Below are 13779 nucleotides of genomic sequence, written 5' to 3' on the forward strand. Positions count from 1 at the left end.
TCCAACTCCTTTTTGAATTTGAAATGTAGTTAATGTAGCACATATGTTAGATGTTTCCCTCTAAGAAAAATTTAAAACTTACTTTTGCACATTCATGGAGAACTGAGAAAATACAGTATCCTGATGATTTTTGTAAATTTCTTTTCCGGCAATCGCATTAATGATGTTGATATTGCGCTCGACAGACAATCCAAGATGTGTGGCCGCAGACCCGTGGGAATGCTCCAAATTGGTCAAGGTAAAGAAGAGATTTTCCCGGTCTTCTTTAAAAACAAGCCGGTAGTCCCTTGTTACTTTAAACTTGGTTTTCTCTTCATCCTCCCAGACGATCTGCTTCTTAAAATGGTCATTGAACCAGGCTGGGATATTCGGTTTATAGCCCGTTGCCATCACGACTTTTTCGGAAGGGTATTTAAACTCATAACCATCGCGCTTCTGCTCACAGGTCAACGAATACGCACCGTCTGATTCTTCGATGCTTTTCACCTCTGTGGCAGGCTGGATGATGATATCATTCTTTTCTTCATCAGAAGAATAATGATAAAGCGTATCGTAGATTTCACCCAATGTTGCAGGCTCCACCCCATTTCGAAGATACTTTAACGTCGTGAGTGCTTCCATGCGCTGATCCAGGGGCAATTCATGAAAGAAATCGATGTAGTCAGGTGAAAACAACTCCTGTCCTAACTTCGATGATTCCAGCTGCAGCATCCCATCCGACCTTGTAAACCATGTTAAATGATAATCATGATCCTCTTGCTCTTTTAAAAGAGTGAGGAAGATTTCAGCTGCACTTTGGCCCGAGCCAATGACTGTAATGGATCCTGCTTTTTGCGTCTCGGCTTTCCGATAGAGGAATTGGCTCGAATGAAAAACGTCTTCTTCCGGCATCCCTGTCAATCCTTCCGGCACAAGCGGCGTACTTCCTGTACCAAGAACGATATGCTTCGCTTTCCATTTTTCCCTTTCACCGCTTTCACAATTCTCAATGATTACCTCATAATGCGGCATAGTGCTGTCTTTTCGATCCATGACGTCGATGACCCGCTTCCCGAAGTGGCAGAAATCCAACTGGCTGACCACCCATCTTGCATAGGCATTGTATTCCTTGCGGGGAATTTCCATTTGATTAAAAAAGAAAAATTTATATAACCTGTTTTTTGTATGAAGGTAATTTAAAAATGTGAACTTGCTTTGTGGATTGGCAAATGTGACTAGATCCGCTATGATCGGCACTTGTAAATCAGTGCCGTCAATCAACATTCCGGGATGCCATTTAAACTCCGGAGATTGATCAAAGAATTCTGCTTTTATTTCTGTATCTTCCAATAAAGCAGCAAGCCCCAGATTGAAAGGCCCAATCCCTATCCCGATAATATCTATTATTTCTTTTCTCTCCATCAAACTGAACGCTCCTTTTTAGTAAGAAAAATTGAATTCATTTCCCCAAATATACCCCAAAGCTTCTCTCCTTAAGCATGGACGAAAAGGAGAATATGAACGAACCTTGTCAAATAAACGTTCATCAAACGTTTGATTAAACACACCTTTTTCTATCATTTCCCGAGAAATGATAAGGATTTCCCGTTTAGGGCATAAAAAAAGAATGTCGAATATTTTTTCGACATTCCTGCTTAAACCAGGGGCAATTCCAGGATGACAGACGTTCCTTCTCCTTCAATGCTTTCAATAACAAAATTCCCTTTATGTTCCTTGATGATTTTATTTGAAATCATCAGTCCAAGTCCAGTTCCTTTTTCTTTTGTACTATAAAACGGCTCGCCTAGATGCTTTAATCGATGCTCTGGAATGCCGATGCCGGAGTCTTTCACTTGGATGATGGCCATCTGTTCATACCTTTTGAGATGAATGTTCAGTTCTCCACCTTTTGGCATCGCTTCAAGTGCATTTTTCATGATGTTGAGGAGCACCTGCTTCAACTGGTGAATGTCGCACATCACTTCCATAAATTCATGAACATGCACCTCGAGGGTGACATTATTTTTTAAACATTCGATGTTGATGAATTCCGCTACCTCAAATAATAGTTTATTTATGGAGCATTGTTTGAAGTGAATGGAATGGGGCTTGGCAAGAGAAAGAAATTCACCTGTAATCAATTCGATTCTCTGCAATTCATCCAGAATGACGTCAAAATATGCCCGCTGCGTCATTTCTTCACGTAGGAGCTGCATAAACCCTTTCAAAGTAGTCAAAGGATTTCTAATTTCATGCGCCACACCTGCGGCGAGCTGCCCAATCAGTGCCAGCTGTTCGGATTTTTTCAAGAGATCCTCTGTCTGCTTTTCAGATGTGATATCTTCAAGTCCCACCAGCATCCCGATCACTCTGCCTTTTTTGCCGAGCATAGGACTGAAAGACATAGAAATAATTTTTTTATTTCCCTGTTTATCATATACGTTTGTTTCAAATCCAGTAATATACTCCCGATCTCTCACACGGTACAGTTGGGAGTTAAAATCCAGGCAATCCCCGCATCTTTGAATATGACTTAAGGAATAGCCGATCAATTCGTTTTTTGTCCTGCCGACCATTTGTTCAAATGCCGTATTCGCTTTAAGGATATAGCCATTTTCATCAAGGATGCAGCTGCTCTTCTCCGCATTCTGAAAGTATGATTCCAGCAGGACTCTTACTTCTTTCAACTCATCCTCTATCAACAGGCGCTGCGTCTTATCCTGGCCGATGACATAAACCCCTGCATACTGATCGTTTTCAATACGCGGAATATAGCTCACTTCAAGAAGGTGAATCTCGTTTTCGCTGTCTCTCATCCTTAGAAGAACCGGCATACGATTCAAACTGAATGTTTGCTTCATCATTCGATTATGTATTTCATGATCCTCTTCAAGGATGAATTTGGTTAATGGGACGTTTACTTCCCGTTCTTTTCCAAAACTATGGGTAAATCTTTTAGCAGATAGATTCTGTCTGGTGATTTCACCTTCCAGATTCAGATAAAAAATAGCATCAGGATAGTGTTGGATGAACATTGAAAACTTACTTTCTCCAGCGCTGCGGCTAAGAGAATGCATGATGAATTTTCCAAAGAAACTATCTTCTGCTGCATTTTTTTCAATGATTAATGTAGTCCGGAGGCTGATTAAGGAGATGGAAAACTCGGATTTTGCAGATGATAACGATTCTTCGATGTATTTTTTCAAGTCCTTCGATGATATTGCTCCATGTCCAATCAATTCCTTAAAAATTTGATTGGAAGCGGTAATGGTCCCATCCTTCTTCATCAAAATCGCTGGATGCGGGATATGATTGAGCAATACATCAGTCATATCACTTCGCACAGTTTTCTGCATTTCCCTTCACCTCTTTTCTTTATTATCTAAATTCGACAGGAATACCATTAATCCTTTTCAATTTTCCGTAATATTTCGACAATCCAAATAAAAGAACCGAGCACTCTAAGAAAGGCTCGGTCCAATGATGTATTAAGAAATTTCATTTAATTGTACTGCGATTCCTGCCCCGACTTTCGCATTGTTTTTCACCAAGGCGATATTAGCCGTCAAGCTCTTGCCGTCTGTCAATTCTTTCACTTTCCCTAAAAGGAATGGGGTGACAGCTTTCCCGGCAATTCCTTGCTGCTTCGCTTCTGCCAATGCCGCTTCAATCACAGAAGTAATGAAGCTTTCTTCAAGTGCATCTTCTTCCGGAATCGGGTTTGCAATGACGACTCCCCCATCAAGCTGCAAGTCGCGCTTGGCAGCAATCATAGCCGCCATTTCCTCTGTGCTGTCCACTTTGAAATTCACGCTGAACGGACTTGTTCTTGTATAAAAAGCAGGAAGGGTATCCGTTTCAAATCCAACCACTGGTACACCATGCGTCTCCAGATACTCAAGCGTCAATCCGATATCAAGGATTGATTTCGCCCCCGCACAGACGACAGCGACATTTGTCTGCGCAAGCTCTTGAAGGTCTGCTGAGATATCCATTGTCGTTTCTGCTTCACGATGGACCCCGCCAATTCCTCCTGTGACAAACACATCGATGCCGGCAAGATTGGCACAAATCATTGTAGCAGCAACTGTTGTGGCCCCATGCTTCTTGGATGCAAGCAAATATGGAAGATCCCGGCGGCTCGCTTTTTCCACTTCATTGCTTTGTGCCAGAAATTCGATTTCATCTTCTGTCAGACCGATTTTGATTTTCCCGTTAATGATGGCAATGGTCGCTGGCACCGCACCTTGACTGCGGATGATCTCTTCTACCTCTTTCGTCGTCTCGACGTTCTGCGGATATGGCATCCCATGGGAGATAATCGTTGATTCAAGTGCTACAATCGCTTTTCCGCTTTCTTTTGCCTGCATTACTTCTTCTGAGTATTCGAGCCATTTTTCAAAATTCATGATGTTTCCTCTCCTCTAAAAATACTTTTTATATGTCTCTTGAAGTTTTTGTTTATTTAATGCCGGTGAAACGGTCTCTTCCGATTGAAGGGCGATGACGGATGCTGCCATCCCGATTTTGCATGCATCTTCTATTCTTAAGTGGTTGGTGCACCCATAAAGAATACCTGCAACAAGCGCATCCCCTGCACCCGTCACTTCCTCTACATCAATTTCAGGTGCAAGCAGAACGCCAGCCTCCCCTGACTTCGAGTAATATACAAGGCCTTCTTCGCCTCTTGTAATGACCGCTATTTCCGCACCTTTTCGGATAATTTTTTCCGCAGCTTTGAAGTAATCCCCATCAGTGGTGATTTTCATCCCTGTAAGTTCCTCTGCTTCATCACGGTTTGAAATATACCAGGCCACTCCCTCAAGTGATGCCGGGAGCTTCTTCACTTTTGGAGAAGAAACCGGAGCGATCGCAAGCTTGATTCCTTCCTGCTTGCATCTTCTGACAATATAGGCGATGACATCCTCTGTGAAATTAGTATCGACAAGCACCATGTCAGCTGCCGAAATCTGAGCCCATCTTTTTTCAATGAAGCCGGTGTCGACTCGATCATTGATATTCATATCGGCAAGCGCTACTGCCATCTCGCCTTTTTCGGTCAGAACAGCTGAATACGTACCCGTCGTTTCATTCGGAACCATCATCGCAGATGTCATCTCGACATAAGGCTTCGTCTGTTCCAAAAGCCACTGTCCTTCATGATCGTCCCCGATAATGGTCATGAGGGATGTCGGAACACCCATCCTGCCAAGGTTTTCTGCGATATTCCTCGCTACCCCTCCGCATGAGAAGCTCGTAGCAACAGGATTCGATGTGCCGAATACCAGATTCGATTCCACTTTCATTTTTCTGTCTACAATAGCTCCGCCGATGCAGACGACCCCTGATTTCTTTGGAAGTATGTAGGCTCTCCCCAATATTTTCCCCGATTTAACCAATGAAGATATATAGCCAGCAACAGCTGATCGGGATAACTGTGCTTTCTCTGCAAGCTCTGCCTGGCTGATGAACGGATTGTTCTCAATCATCTCCAGCAGAAGCTTTTCTTTTTCATTCATTTTTTCTCCCCATCCCCTTAACGCCAAATCAACACTTGTCTATATCATAAACATTTGTTTAAGCGCTTACAATACTTTCTTTTCTAAAATTTCATTTAAGTGAGAATTCAATGAGGTTAATAAACCGAAAAATAGTTGGACACGACGCAGTTTTTGGGATATAGTTACCTAGGTAACTAATTAACCAAAGGAGTCTTTTCATGACAGATCAGCATGCCTTTTTCCATCAACTACATCAGTTGACGCGTTATTTATCGAAAGCATTGAATGATAAATTGGCCGTTCATGGCATCTACAGCAGCCAATGGACGATTCTATACCGCTTGAAGCAAATCGACCGCTGCACCCAGGCGGAATTGGCCCACTATCTAGGAGTTGAGGCTCCAACCATCACCCGGACGCTTGCCCGTCTGGAATCGTTCGGGTGGATTGAGCGCAGTCCTGGCAAGGATAAAAGAGAAAAAGTCGTTTCTCTTACAGATAAAGCTTTGCAGGCGTTTCCTGAATGGGTTCAATCGGTCAGGGAATTTGAAGCCGAAATGCTGAAGGACGTATCAGAAGATCAGCAGAAATCCACACTTGAAACGGTACATATCATCATGAACCGCTTAAACAACTAGGAGGAATATTCGAATGAACACACAAAAACTCTGGACGAAGGAATTCCTCGGAATCTCTTTTTCTAGCTTCTTTTTATTTTTGACCTTTTATATCCTGCTTGTCACCCTGCCGATCTACACGTTGGACGAGCTTCACGGCAATGAACAGGAAATCGGGCTCATCGTCGCCATCTTCCTCGTTTCTGCCGTCCTTTGCCGACCATTTTCAGGCAGGTGGATCGAAAGCCTTGGCCGAAAGAAAATCCTGTTGATTTCCATGATTCTCTTTTTCGTCGCTACCCCTTTTTACTTTCTGGCAAAAAGCTTCGTTGTTTTATTGGCGCTGCGCTTTTTCCATGGAATCGGCTTTGGAATGGCAACGACCGTGACAGGGACGATTGCAGCAGATATCGTTCCAAATGAACGCCGCGGGGAAGGAATGGGATACTTCGCTACGTTTATGAACTTGGCCATGGTTATCGGTCCGTTCCTTGGTTTGACGGTCATTCACTACAGCAGCTTTCATGTCTTGTTTTTACTTTGTGCCATATTCGCTGCATTAGCTCTTGGATGCGCACTTCTAGTAAAATTACCGGCAGGCGCAAAAAAACACTCTTCTGTCCAGCGGCCGAAACTGAGCATCCATGACTTTTTCGAAAAAAGAGCCCTGCCGATTTCGTTATCGGCCGGCTCATTGTCATTTGCCTATTCTTCCATCCTTTCCTTCATTTCTGTTTATGCGAAAGGATTGGGACTTGTCGAAGCCGCGAGCTTCTTCTTCGTTGTGTACGCGGCGGCCATCATCTTATCCAGACCTTTCACGGGAAAATGGTTTGACCGCTACGGGGAAAATTTCATCATCTACCCGTCCATTTTGTTTTTTGCCATCGGAATGTTTGTCTTGAGCATCGTCCATTCCGCACCGCTGCTCTTGGTTGCAGGCGCGTTGATCGGACTTGGCTACGGCACACTGGTTCCAGGACTTCAAACTGTGGCTTTGAATTCAGCACCGCCCCATCGGAGAGGCATAGCCACTGCGACGTTCTTCACCGTCTTTGACTCCGGAATCGGATCAGGGTCCTTCCTTCTAGGACTCCTCGCAGCCGCGGCCGGATATAGCAAGCTATACCTTTACCTGTCCATTTACATCCTGATTATGGGAGTAGGCTACCACCTGCTTCATGGCAGGAAAAAGCGGGGGGCAGCTGTGGAAGAAGAGAAATTATCTGCTTAATAGGAAGAGCCCGCCACTGAGTACACAGTGGCGGGCTTTTTGTGGCGGATATGTTTATGCGTTTATTCAGGCAGACTGTGCCTTGGCAAAACAAGGACTTCTACCCTTCTATTCTTTGATCGGCCTTCTGGAGTTGCGTTTGAGGCAATCGGCTTGAATTCGCCAAAGCCTTTGGCGCTGAACCAGCGGGCATCAAGTTTGTCATTATGCAGCATGATTTTCATGAAGTTGACAGCGCGCATGACACTTAGTTCCCAGTTCGATTCGAACTTCGAAGTGTGGATTGGCACATTATCCGTATGGCCGCTGATAATCACGTTCCGAGGTGGATCCATGACCAGCAGGTCGGAGACTTCTTTGGCGACGTCAATATCGTTGCTCCTGATTTCTGCCTGTCCCGAGTTGAACAGGACGTTGTCGCGGATTGTCAGGAGAAGCCCTTCATCTGTCAGGGATGTATCGAATTTCTCCTTCAGCCCTTTTTGCTGGATATACTGATTGATCTTCACTTGGATCTGTTTGAGTTCTTCCTGATCGAGCTTGTGCAGCTGTTCTTTCTTTTGCAAATCCGTCTGTGTCTGCTGTTCAACAGGATCGGCCTGCTTCAGCCCATGTGTTTTTGCTGTATCATCTTCCGGGGATGGCTGCGGGTAATCCATGACCCCTTCTCCCCCGATGAAAATGTCATTAAACACGTTGGAGAGCAACTGAAATTTCTGGGCGTCGACTGAACTTGCCGCAAACAAAACAATAAATAAAGCAAGTACCAGTGTCAAAAGATCCGCATACGGGATAAGCCAGGATTCATCGATATGGGAGTCATCATGCTTCTTTTTCTTACGCCTGCTCATCCTGCTTTACACCGCTTTCGTCTAGGATTTTATTCCGCTCACCTGCTGGCAGGTAGGAAGCAAGCTTTTGTTCGATGACCCTTGGCGCCTCTCCTTCCAAAATGGAAAGGATGCCCTCTACCATCATCAGCTTAATGTTGACTTCTTCCTTCGACTTTCTGCGTAGCTTATTGGCAAATGGATGCCAAAGGACATATCCGGTGAAAATCCCGAGCATCGTGGCAACGAATGCTGCTGCAATGGCTTTTCCAAGCTCTGCCTGATCGTCCATGTGGCTCAATGCCGCAATCAGACCAAGTACAGCTCCGAGCACCCCCAGTGTCGGTGCGTAGGTGCCTGCCTGTGAAAATATTGCAGCTCCGGAATTATGGCGGTCTTCCATCGCTTCAATTTCTTCATTTAAAACATCACGGATATAATCCGCGCTTTGTCCATCTACGGCAAGGCTTAAACCGTTGCGCAAGAACGTATCTTCCACGTCGGCAGTTTTAGCTTCAAGTGCAAGAAGGCCTTCTTTTCGCGCCAGCTGTGCCCAATCCGAAAATAATAAAATGACGTCTTTTGGATTCAGCTGTTTTTTATCCTTAAATAAAATACCGAATAGTTTAGGAACTTTCTTGAGGTCTGTTGCCGGAAACGCGATGGTTACGGCGGCAATCGTTCCAAGAATGATGATGGAAATCGCTGCTGGATTGATGATGATCATCGGGCTCAGCCCTTTAAAAAACATACCCACTCCGATTGCAACAATCCCCAATATGATGCCAATGACTGATGTTTTATCCATATGTACTTCACCCTAAATCGTTATTTCCAGACTGCTTGGACTTATTGCTGCAGCCCTGGCTCTCTGAACTATGTCTATCCTTTATATCGGCCCAAATCGAAACTATTGAACACTTCTTTAAAAAAAGTGTTGAGTTTCCTAAAGGTGCCCAAAAGGTCACGCCCCGGTTTTTGTCGAATGCTGCTGGTTTTTCTGCACTTGATTTAGCATATGTAATGCTAAAATGGCCGCTGGCGCATAAGAAAGGGGATTTGGCGCATAGACTGTGTTGGCCGGCGCATAGCGGTCCGGTTCTCGCGCATTGGCAAGAATTTTTCGCGCATAGAGCTTGTGGGAAAGCAGTAACCCCATTGATTCCTGCTGTAAATCCAACAAAAAAGAGCCCACTCAGAGGCTCCCTACAGTATTTATAATAATTTCTTTTCAATTTTACTTTCGTAGTTCTTGAAAATCGATGAATTGGTGTCTTTCTTACGCTTGGACATGAATTGATTGAACTTCACGTATTTTTCGTTGAGTTCTTTTTTCAAGCCTTCTTTTTCTTCTTCGTCTTCACACATGGAAATCAGCTTTTCGATTGACATCATTTCTTTGCGAATTTCAGCTTCTTCCATGGAGTATCCCGCATTTTTCATTATACGGTAAGCCATGCGCATATCGGGTGGAACATGTTCAAATTCGTCTTTCGGCAAAGGTTTTCCGTAGCCGGGCAGATTATCAAATTCACCGTTTCGTTGTGCTTCTTTAATTCTCTGTTCGGAAATGATACTGAAAAAATCCATATTGCCAGCACCCTTCTATCATATATTTACTACTATTATTATATCTTAACAGCCGGTTAAGAAAACGCTTACATGCTCTTGAATCGTGTCAAAATTGCAACATTTTTACAATTTCATAAGTGAAGGCGTTCTGGAAAAGCTATAAGTATCCAATCAGGAAGGAGTGAACGAATTGGCAAGAGGCACAGGCTTCAACCACAAAGAAAAAGGAAATCCTGGCGATTTCCCTAAAAACAGCCAGGCGAAGAAGCATACGAAGGAACGAATCGAAGACGAAGAATTCATCACAACGCAAGAAGCATTCAAGAACCGCGTTGAAGAAAGCGAGTAAACAAAAAGGCGTGCTTCTTCAGCACGCCTTCATTCATTAGTTTTTGGCTTCTGTTTCTACTGGTTCTGTGTTGAGTGTCATTGCCGGTCCGAAGAATTCGTAGCGGATGCGGTCTTCCTGAATGCCGATTTCTTTGAGTTGGCGGATGATGGATTCCATGAATCTAGCTGGTCCGCAGACATAGCAGATAGAATCTGATGATGGAACAGCTTGTCTGAGGAAGCTCTTTTCAATATATCCTTGGAAGTGGCCCGCAGAGCTGTCTGCATCATATCCGAAATATGCAGTGGCATTATCTAGCTTGTCGCAAGCTTCGTTCACTTCATCCAAGAATGCATGCATTTGGTTGTTGCGAGCTGCCTGGATGAATGTAATGGTGTTTTCTGCTTTTTGATCTGCCAATGTTTTCAGCATGCTGATCATCGGAGTCACCCCGACTCCCCCTGCAATCAATGTGATTGGAGCATGTGGATTGCTTTCCAATACGAAGTCTCCAGCTGGTGCACTGACTTTGATCGTATCGCCGACATTTACGCCATCATGAAGGAAGTTTGATACTTTTCCTTTTGGATTGCATTCTGCTTCGCGCTTTACGGAAATGCGGTAGTAGTCTTTTCCCGGCGCATCAGAAAGGCTGTATTGGCGGTTCATGATATATTTTTCACCTGGGATGGATACTTGGATTGTGATATATTGTCCAGGAGTGAAGCTCGCTACTTTTCCACCATCTTTTGGTTTCAAATAGAATGATGTGATAACAGAGCTTTCTTCTTTTTTGTCAGCCACGACGAATTCCTTGAAATCGATCCAGCCGCCTTCTTGTTCTTGGGCTTCTGTGTACATCGCTCTTTCCACGCTGATGAAGACATTGGCGATTTCCCCGTAAGCTTCTGCCCAGGCATTGATGATTTCATCCGTTGCTGCCTCGCCCAGCACTTCTTTGATCGCTTCCAATAAATATTTTCCGACGATTGGATAGTGTTCCGGTTTGATCGCAAGACTTCTGTGTTTATGGGCGATCTGCTTTACCGCAGGAACTAAAACTTCCAGCTGATCGATGTATTTTGCTGCAGCATATACAGTGTTTGCCAAAGCTGTTTGCTGGCGTCCCTGTGATTGATTTGCATGGTTAAAGATATTTAACAATTCCGGATGGTTGGAGAATAATAATTTATAAAAAGCCGTTGTAATTTCTTGACCTTTAACTTCTAATACAGGTGCAGTGGATTTCACAATCTCGATAGTTTTTTGGGATAGCATGTAAACCGCTCCTCTTAAAGTAGTATTTTTAATACATCTTTAAGATACTCCTCGGCAATCCTTAAAGCAATATTTTAAATACATCTTTAAAATTTCTGTCACAAATTTAGACAATGATTTGTCACAATGAGTATAATAGGTGCAGGTGATGAACAATGAGACTGACAAATTATACAGATTACTCCTTGCGGGTGCTTATATATTTAGCTACGCTGAAAAACAATGAATTGGCCAACATCAAGCAGATTGCAGATGCCTATTCCATTTCAAAAAACCATTTAATGAAGGTCACATATGAGCTTGGGAAAATGGGCCTGGTTGAAACCATCCGAGGCCGAAACGGCGGAATCAGGCTGGCAAAAACACCTGAGGATATCAATATCGGAAAAATCGTAAGGAAGACAGAAGAAGATTTTCATATGGTCGAATGCTTTGACGGCAAAAACAATCAATGCGTGATCACGCCTGTCTGCGGCCTGAAGCATGCGCTTTGGAAAGCCCTTCAAGCCTACATGACCGTACTCGACGGATATACACTTGCCGACCTCGTCGGAGATCCGGATGCATATCGGAAATTTTTATTATAAGAAAAGCGGAATTGGACAAATAGAAAAAGCTGGCTTTTGACGAGTTCAAAAGTCAGCCTTTTTCGTTTTCGAGATATTCTTTCAGCACGATGGCATGGTTATGCTTCTCATCCTTTGCCCCGTAAAGAAGTGTCACTTTTCCATCCGCCGCTTTTTCATGGAGCCAATCGATGTCCTCTTTTTTCTCATCCATTTTCAATTCCTTCAAGTACTCTTCCCTGAACTGCTCGAATTTTTCCGGTTTATGATTGAACTCTTTCCGGAGATCAGGACTCGGCGCAACCTCCTTCATCCATTTGGAAAGCTTGGCTTTTTCCTTTGAAATCCCTCTTGGCCAAAGACGGTCAACCAGCACTCTTTCTCCATCCGCATCAGCAGGGTCCTCATAGATTCTTTTGATCTCGAACATCTTTTTCCCTCCTTGCGACTAAATCGTTTCCATTCTATCTTAACACTGATAAAATAGAATTGAACATTCTGAATAGAAGGAGAATGATACATGGCAACTTTCCAGGAAAACTTAGAGAAATACGCTGAACTAGCGGTTAAAGTCGGCGTCAATATTCAAAAGGACCAGACATTGGTCATCACAGCTGCTCTTGATGCTGCTGAATTTGTCCGCTTGGCTGTTAAAAAAGCATATGAAGCAGGCGCCAAAAATGTCGTAGTCAACTGGGGAGACGATACTGTCACCCGCTTGAAATATGATCTCGCTCCAAAAGAAGCCTTCATGGAATTCCCTGAATGGCGTGCAAAGGAAATGGAAGACTTGGCTGAGCAGGGAGCTGCCTTCATGTCTGTAATGTCTTCAAGCCCTGACCTTTTAAAAGGAGTCGAAGGCGAAAGAATTTCCAACTGGCAGAAAGCTGCTGGAAAAGCCACTCAAAAATACCGTCAATACATACAGTCCGATAAAGTGAGCTGGACAGTAGTTGCCGTCCCATCAGAGAACTGGGCCAGCATGGTCTTCCCTGACCGCGATGGTGAAGAAGCGGTTGAAAAGCTTTGGGACGCTATCTTCAAAGCAACACGCTCAGATGTGGATAACCCGGTGCAGGCATGGAAAGACCATGATGCTAACCTTCATGAAAAAGTGAAGTATCTGAACGATAAAAACTACCAAAAGCTCCACTACAAAGCACCTGGCACTGATTTGACCATCGAACTTCCTGAAGGCCACCTATGGGTCGGCGCTGGAAGCACGAATGCACAAGGACATGAGTTCATGGCTAACATGCCGACGGAAGAAGTCTTCACAGTCCCTCATAAAACAGGCGTGAACGGAACGGTATCCAGCACGAAGCCATTGAGCTACGGCGGAAACATCATTGATAACTTCACCATTACATTTAAAGAAGGAAGAATTGTCGATGTAAAAGCCGAGCAAGGCGAAGAAATCTTGAAGCAGCTTGTTGAAACAGATGAAGGATCCCATTACCTTGGAGAAATTGCACTCGTACCATTCAATTCTCCAATTTCACAATCAAACATCCTTTTCTACAACACGCTATATGATGAAAATGCATCCAACCACCTTGCCATCGGTAACGCTTATGCGTTCTGTTTGGAAGGCGGCAAGCAAATGTCCCAGGAAGACTTGGAGAAGCACGGTTTGAACTCTTCCATCACGCACGTTGACTTCATGATCGGTTCTGCCGAAATGGATATCGACGGCATCACAAAAGACGGAAACAGCGAGCCTGTCTTCCGCAGCGGCGACTGGGCATTCTAATAGAATCGACTTCGGGGCAGTGCAATTGCGCTGCCTCTTTTTCATGGAGAAAAATAATAAACAGACTATTCCGAAGTTTAGTAAACTTGGCTCTTTTATCTTGTCTTCCCCTAGATGT

At 44.0% G+C, this 13779-nt stretch carries 15 protein-coding genes; 5 read left to right on the plus strand and 10 right to left on the minus strand.

Going from position 1 to position 13779, the window contains the following annotated elements:
* Nucleotides 1-78 precede the first annotated feature (78 nt).
* From DFR59_RS10685 to DFR59_RS10700, 4 genes are all read right to left on the minus strand, one after another.
* Nucleotides 79-1401, minus strand: a complete 1323-nt coding sequence (locus DFR59_RS10685; protein WP_114745630.1) for a lysine N(6)-hydroxylase/L-ornithine N(5)-oxygenase family protein — start codon at nucleotides 1399-1401, stop codon at nucleotides 79-81.
* Between the two features lie 233 nt (nucleotides 1402-1634).
* Nucleotides 1635-3335, minus strand: a complete 1701-nt coding sequence (locus tag DFR59_RS10690; protein WP_114745631.1) for a PAS domain-containing sensor histidine kinase — start codon at nucleotides 3333-3335, stop codon at nucleotides 1635-1637.
* Between the two features lie 132 nt (nucleotides 3336-3467).
* The gene (locus tag DFR59_RS10695) at nucleotides 3468-4388 is read right to left on the minus strand and encodes a pseudouridine-5'-phosphate glycosidase (protein ID WP_114745632.1); all 921 of its coding nucleotides are present in this window, start codon (nucleotides 4386-4388) and stop codon (nucleotides 3468-3470) included.
* A gap of 15 nt (nucleotides 4389-4403) precedes the next feature.
* The gene (locus DFR59_RS10700; protein WP_114745633.1) at nucleotides 4404-5498 is read right to left on the minus strand and encodes a PfkB family carbohydrate kinase; all 1095 of its coding nucleotides are present in this window, start codon (nucleotides 5496-5498) and stop codon (nucleotides 4404-4406) included.
* A gap of 200 nt (nucleotides 5499-5698) precedes the next feature.
* On the opposite strand from DFR59_RS10700, the gene DFR59_RS10705 reads away from it, so the two are divergent.
* Nucleotides 5699-6118 carry a MarR family winged helix-turn-helix transcriptional regulator gene (locus tag DFR59_RS10705; protein ID WP_114745634.1) on the plus strand — a complete coding sequence of 140 codons (420 nt, stop codon included), beginning with the start codon at nucleotides 5699-5701 and terminating at the stop codon, nucleotides 6116-6118.
* A gap of 13 nt (nucleotides 6119-6131) precedes the next feature.
* On the plus strand, nucleotides 6132-7331 hold the full coding sequence (locus DFR59_RS10710) for an MFS transporter (RefSeq protein ID WP_114745635.1): 1200 nt from the start codon (nucleotides 6132-6134) through the stop codon (nucleotides 7329-7331).
* 62 nt (nucleotides 7332-7393) lie between these two features.
* Here the strand turns inward: DFR59_RS10710 and motB are convergent, their stop codons facing one another.
* The 4 genes from motB to DFR59_RS10730 form a co-directional block, all read right to left on the minus strand.
* Nucleotides 7394-8182, minus strand: coding sequence for a flagellar motor protein MotB (motB, locus tag DFR59_RS10715; RefSeq protein WP_114745636.1), 789 nt, complete (start codon nucleotides 8180-8182; stop codon nucleotides 7394-7396).
* On the minus strand, nucleotides 8169-8969 hold the full coding sequence (gene motA, locus DFR59_RS10720; protein WP_114745637.1) for a flagellar motor stator protein MotA: 801 nt from the start codon (nucleotides 8967-8969) through the stop codon (nucleotides 8169-8171). Before motA ends, motB begins: the two co-directional genes overlap by 14 nt.
* Nucleotides 8970-9125: 156 nt before the next feature.
* Nucleotides 9126-9356: a hypothetical protein gene (locus DFR59_RS10725; RefSeq protein WP_114745638.1), complete on the minus strand. Its 231-nt coding sequence runs from the start codon at nucleotides 9354-9356 to the stop codon at nucleotides 9126-9128.
* A gap of 20 nt (nucleotides 9357-9376) precedes the next feature.
* Nucleotides 9377-9751 (minus strand): DnaJ family domain-containing protein, encoded by a 375-nt coding sequence (locus DFR59_RS10730; RefSeq protein ID WP_114745639.1) that lies wholly within the window; start codon nucleotides 9749-9751, stop codon nucleotides 9377-9379.
* 172 nt (nucleotides 9752-9923) lie between these two features.
* Between DFR59_RS10730 and DFR59_RS20255 the strand changes: the two genes are divergently transcribed.
* Entirely contained in the window at nucleotides 9924-10082 is a 159-nt protein-coding gene (locus DFR59_RS20255) for a hypothetical protein (RefSeq protein WP_170137274.1), read from the plus strand.
* Nucleotides 10083-10118: 36 nt separating this feature from the next.
* On the opposite strand, the gene hmpA is transcribed toward DFR59_RS20255, so the two are convergent.
* A complete protein-coding gene (hmpA, locus tag DFR59_RS10735; protein WP_114745640.1) occupies nucleotides 10119-11342 on the minus strand; it encodes an NO-inducible flavohemoprotein in 1224 nt (407 codons plus the stop codon).
* Nucleotides 11343-11497: 155 nt separating this feature from the next.
* Between hmpA and DFR59_RS10740 the strand changes: the two genes are divergently transcribed.
* Complete coding sequence (locus DFR59_RS10740) at nucleotides 11498-11929, plus strand: RrF2 family transcriptional regulator (protein ID WP_114745641.1); 432 nt, start codon at nucleotides 11498-11500, stop codon at nucleotides 11927-11929.
* A 52-nt stretch (nucleotides 11930-11981) separates the two neighbouring features.
* Here the strand turns inward: DFR59_RS10740 and DFR59_RS10745 are convergent, their stop codons facing one another.
* Complete coding sequence (locus DFR59_RS10745) at nucleotides 11982-12338, minus strand: DUF488 domain-containing protein (protein WP_114745642.1); 357 nt, start codon at nucleotides 12336-12338, stop codon at nucleotides 11982-11984.
* A 90-nt stretch (nucleotides 12339-12428) separates the two neighbouring features.
* Between DFR59_RS10745 and DFR59_RS10750 the strand changes: the two genes are divergently transcribed.
* Nucleotides 12429-13661: an aminopeptidase gene (locus tag DFR59_RS10750; protein ID WP_114745643.1), complete on the plus strand. Its 1233-nt coding sequence runs from the start codon at nucleotides 12429-12431 to the stop codon at nucleotides 13659-13661.
* Nucleotides 13662-13779 lie beyond the last annotated feature (118 nt).

It is taken from the genome of Falsibacillus pallidus (assembly GCF_003350505.1).
Lineage (GTDB): Bacteria > Bacillota > Bacilli > Bacillales > DSM-25281 > Falsibacillus > Falsibacillus pallidus.

Coding starts and splice junctions, on each gene's coding strand:
- DFR59_RS10685 (WP_114745630.1), bottom strand. CDS start 1,401: ATGGAGAGAAAAGAAATAATAGATATTATCGGGATAGGGATTGGGCCT.
- DFR59_RS10690 (WP_114745631.1), bottom strand. CDS start 3,335: ATGCAGAAAACTGTGCGAAGTGATATGACTGATGTATTGCTCAATCAT.
- DFR59_RS10695 (WP_114745632.1), bottom strand. CDS start 4,388: ATGAATTTTGAAAAATGGCTCGAATACTCAGAAGAAGTAATGCAGGCA.
- DFR59_RS10700 (WP_114745633.1), bottom strand. CDS start 5,498: ATGAATGAAAAAGAAAAGCTTCTGCTGGAGATGATTGAGAACAATCCG.
- DFR59_RS10705 (WP_114745634.1), top strand. CDS start 5,699: ATGACAGATCAGCATGCCTTTTTCCATCAACTACATCAGTTGACGCGT.
- DFR59_RS10710 (WP_114745635.1), top strand. CDS start 6,132: ATGAACACACAAAAACTCTGGACGAAGGAATTCCTCGGAATCTCTTTT.
- motB (WP_114745636.1), bottom strand. CDS start 8,182: ATGAGCAGGCGTAAGAAAAAGAAGCATGATGACTCCCATATCGATGAA.
- motA (WP_114745637.1), bottom strand. CDS start 8,969: ATGGATAAAACATCAGTCATTGGCATCATATTGGGGATTGTTGCAATC.
- DFR59_RS10730 (WP_114745639.1), bottom strand. CDS start 9,751: ATGGATTTTTTCAGTATCATTTCCGAACAGAGAATTAAAGAAGCACAA.
- hmpA (WP_114745640.1), bottom strand. CDS start 11,342: ATGCTATCCCAAAAAACTATCGAGATTGTGAAATCCACTGCACCTGTA.
- DFR59_RS10740 (WP_114745641.1), top strand. CDS start 11,498: ATGAGACTGACAAATTATACAGATTACTCCTTGCGGGTGCTTATATAT.
- DFR59_RS10745 (WP_114745642.1), bottom strand. CDS start 12,338: ATGTTCGAGATCAAAAGAATCTATGAGGACCCTGCTGATGCGGATGGA.
- DFR59_RS10750 (WP_114745643.1), top strand. CDS start 12,429: ATGGCAACTTTCCAGGAAAACTTAGAGAAATACGCTGAACTAGCGGTT.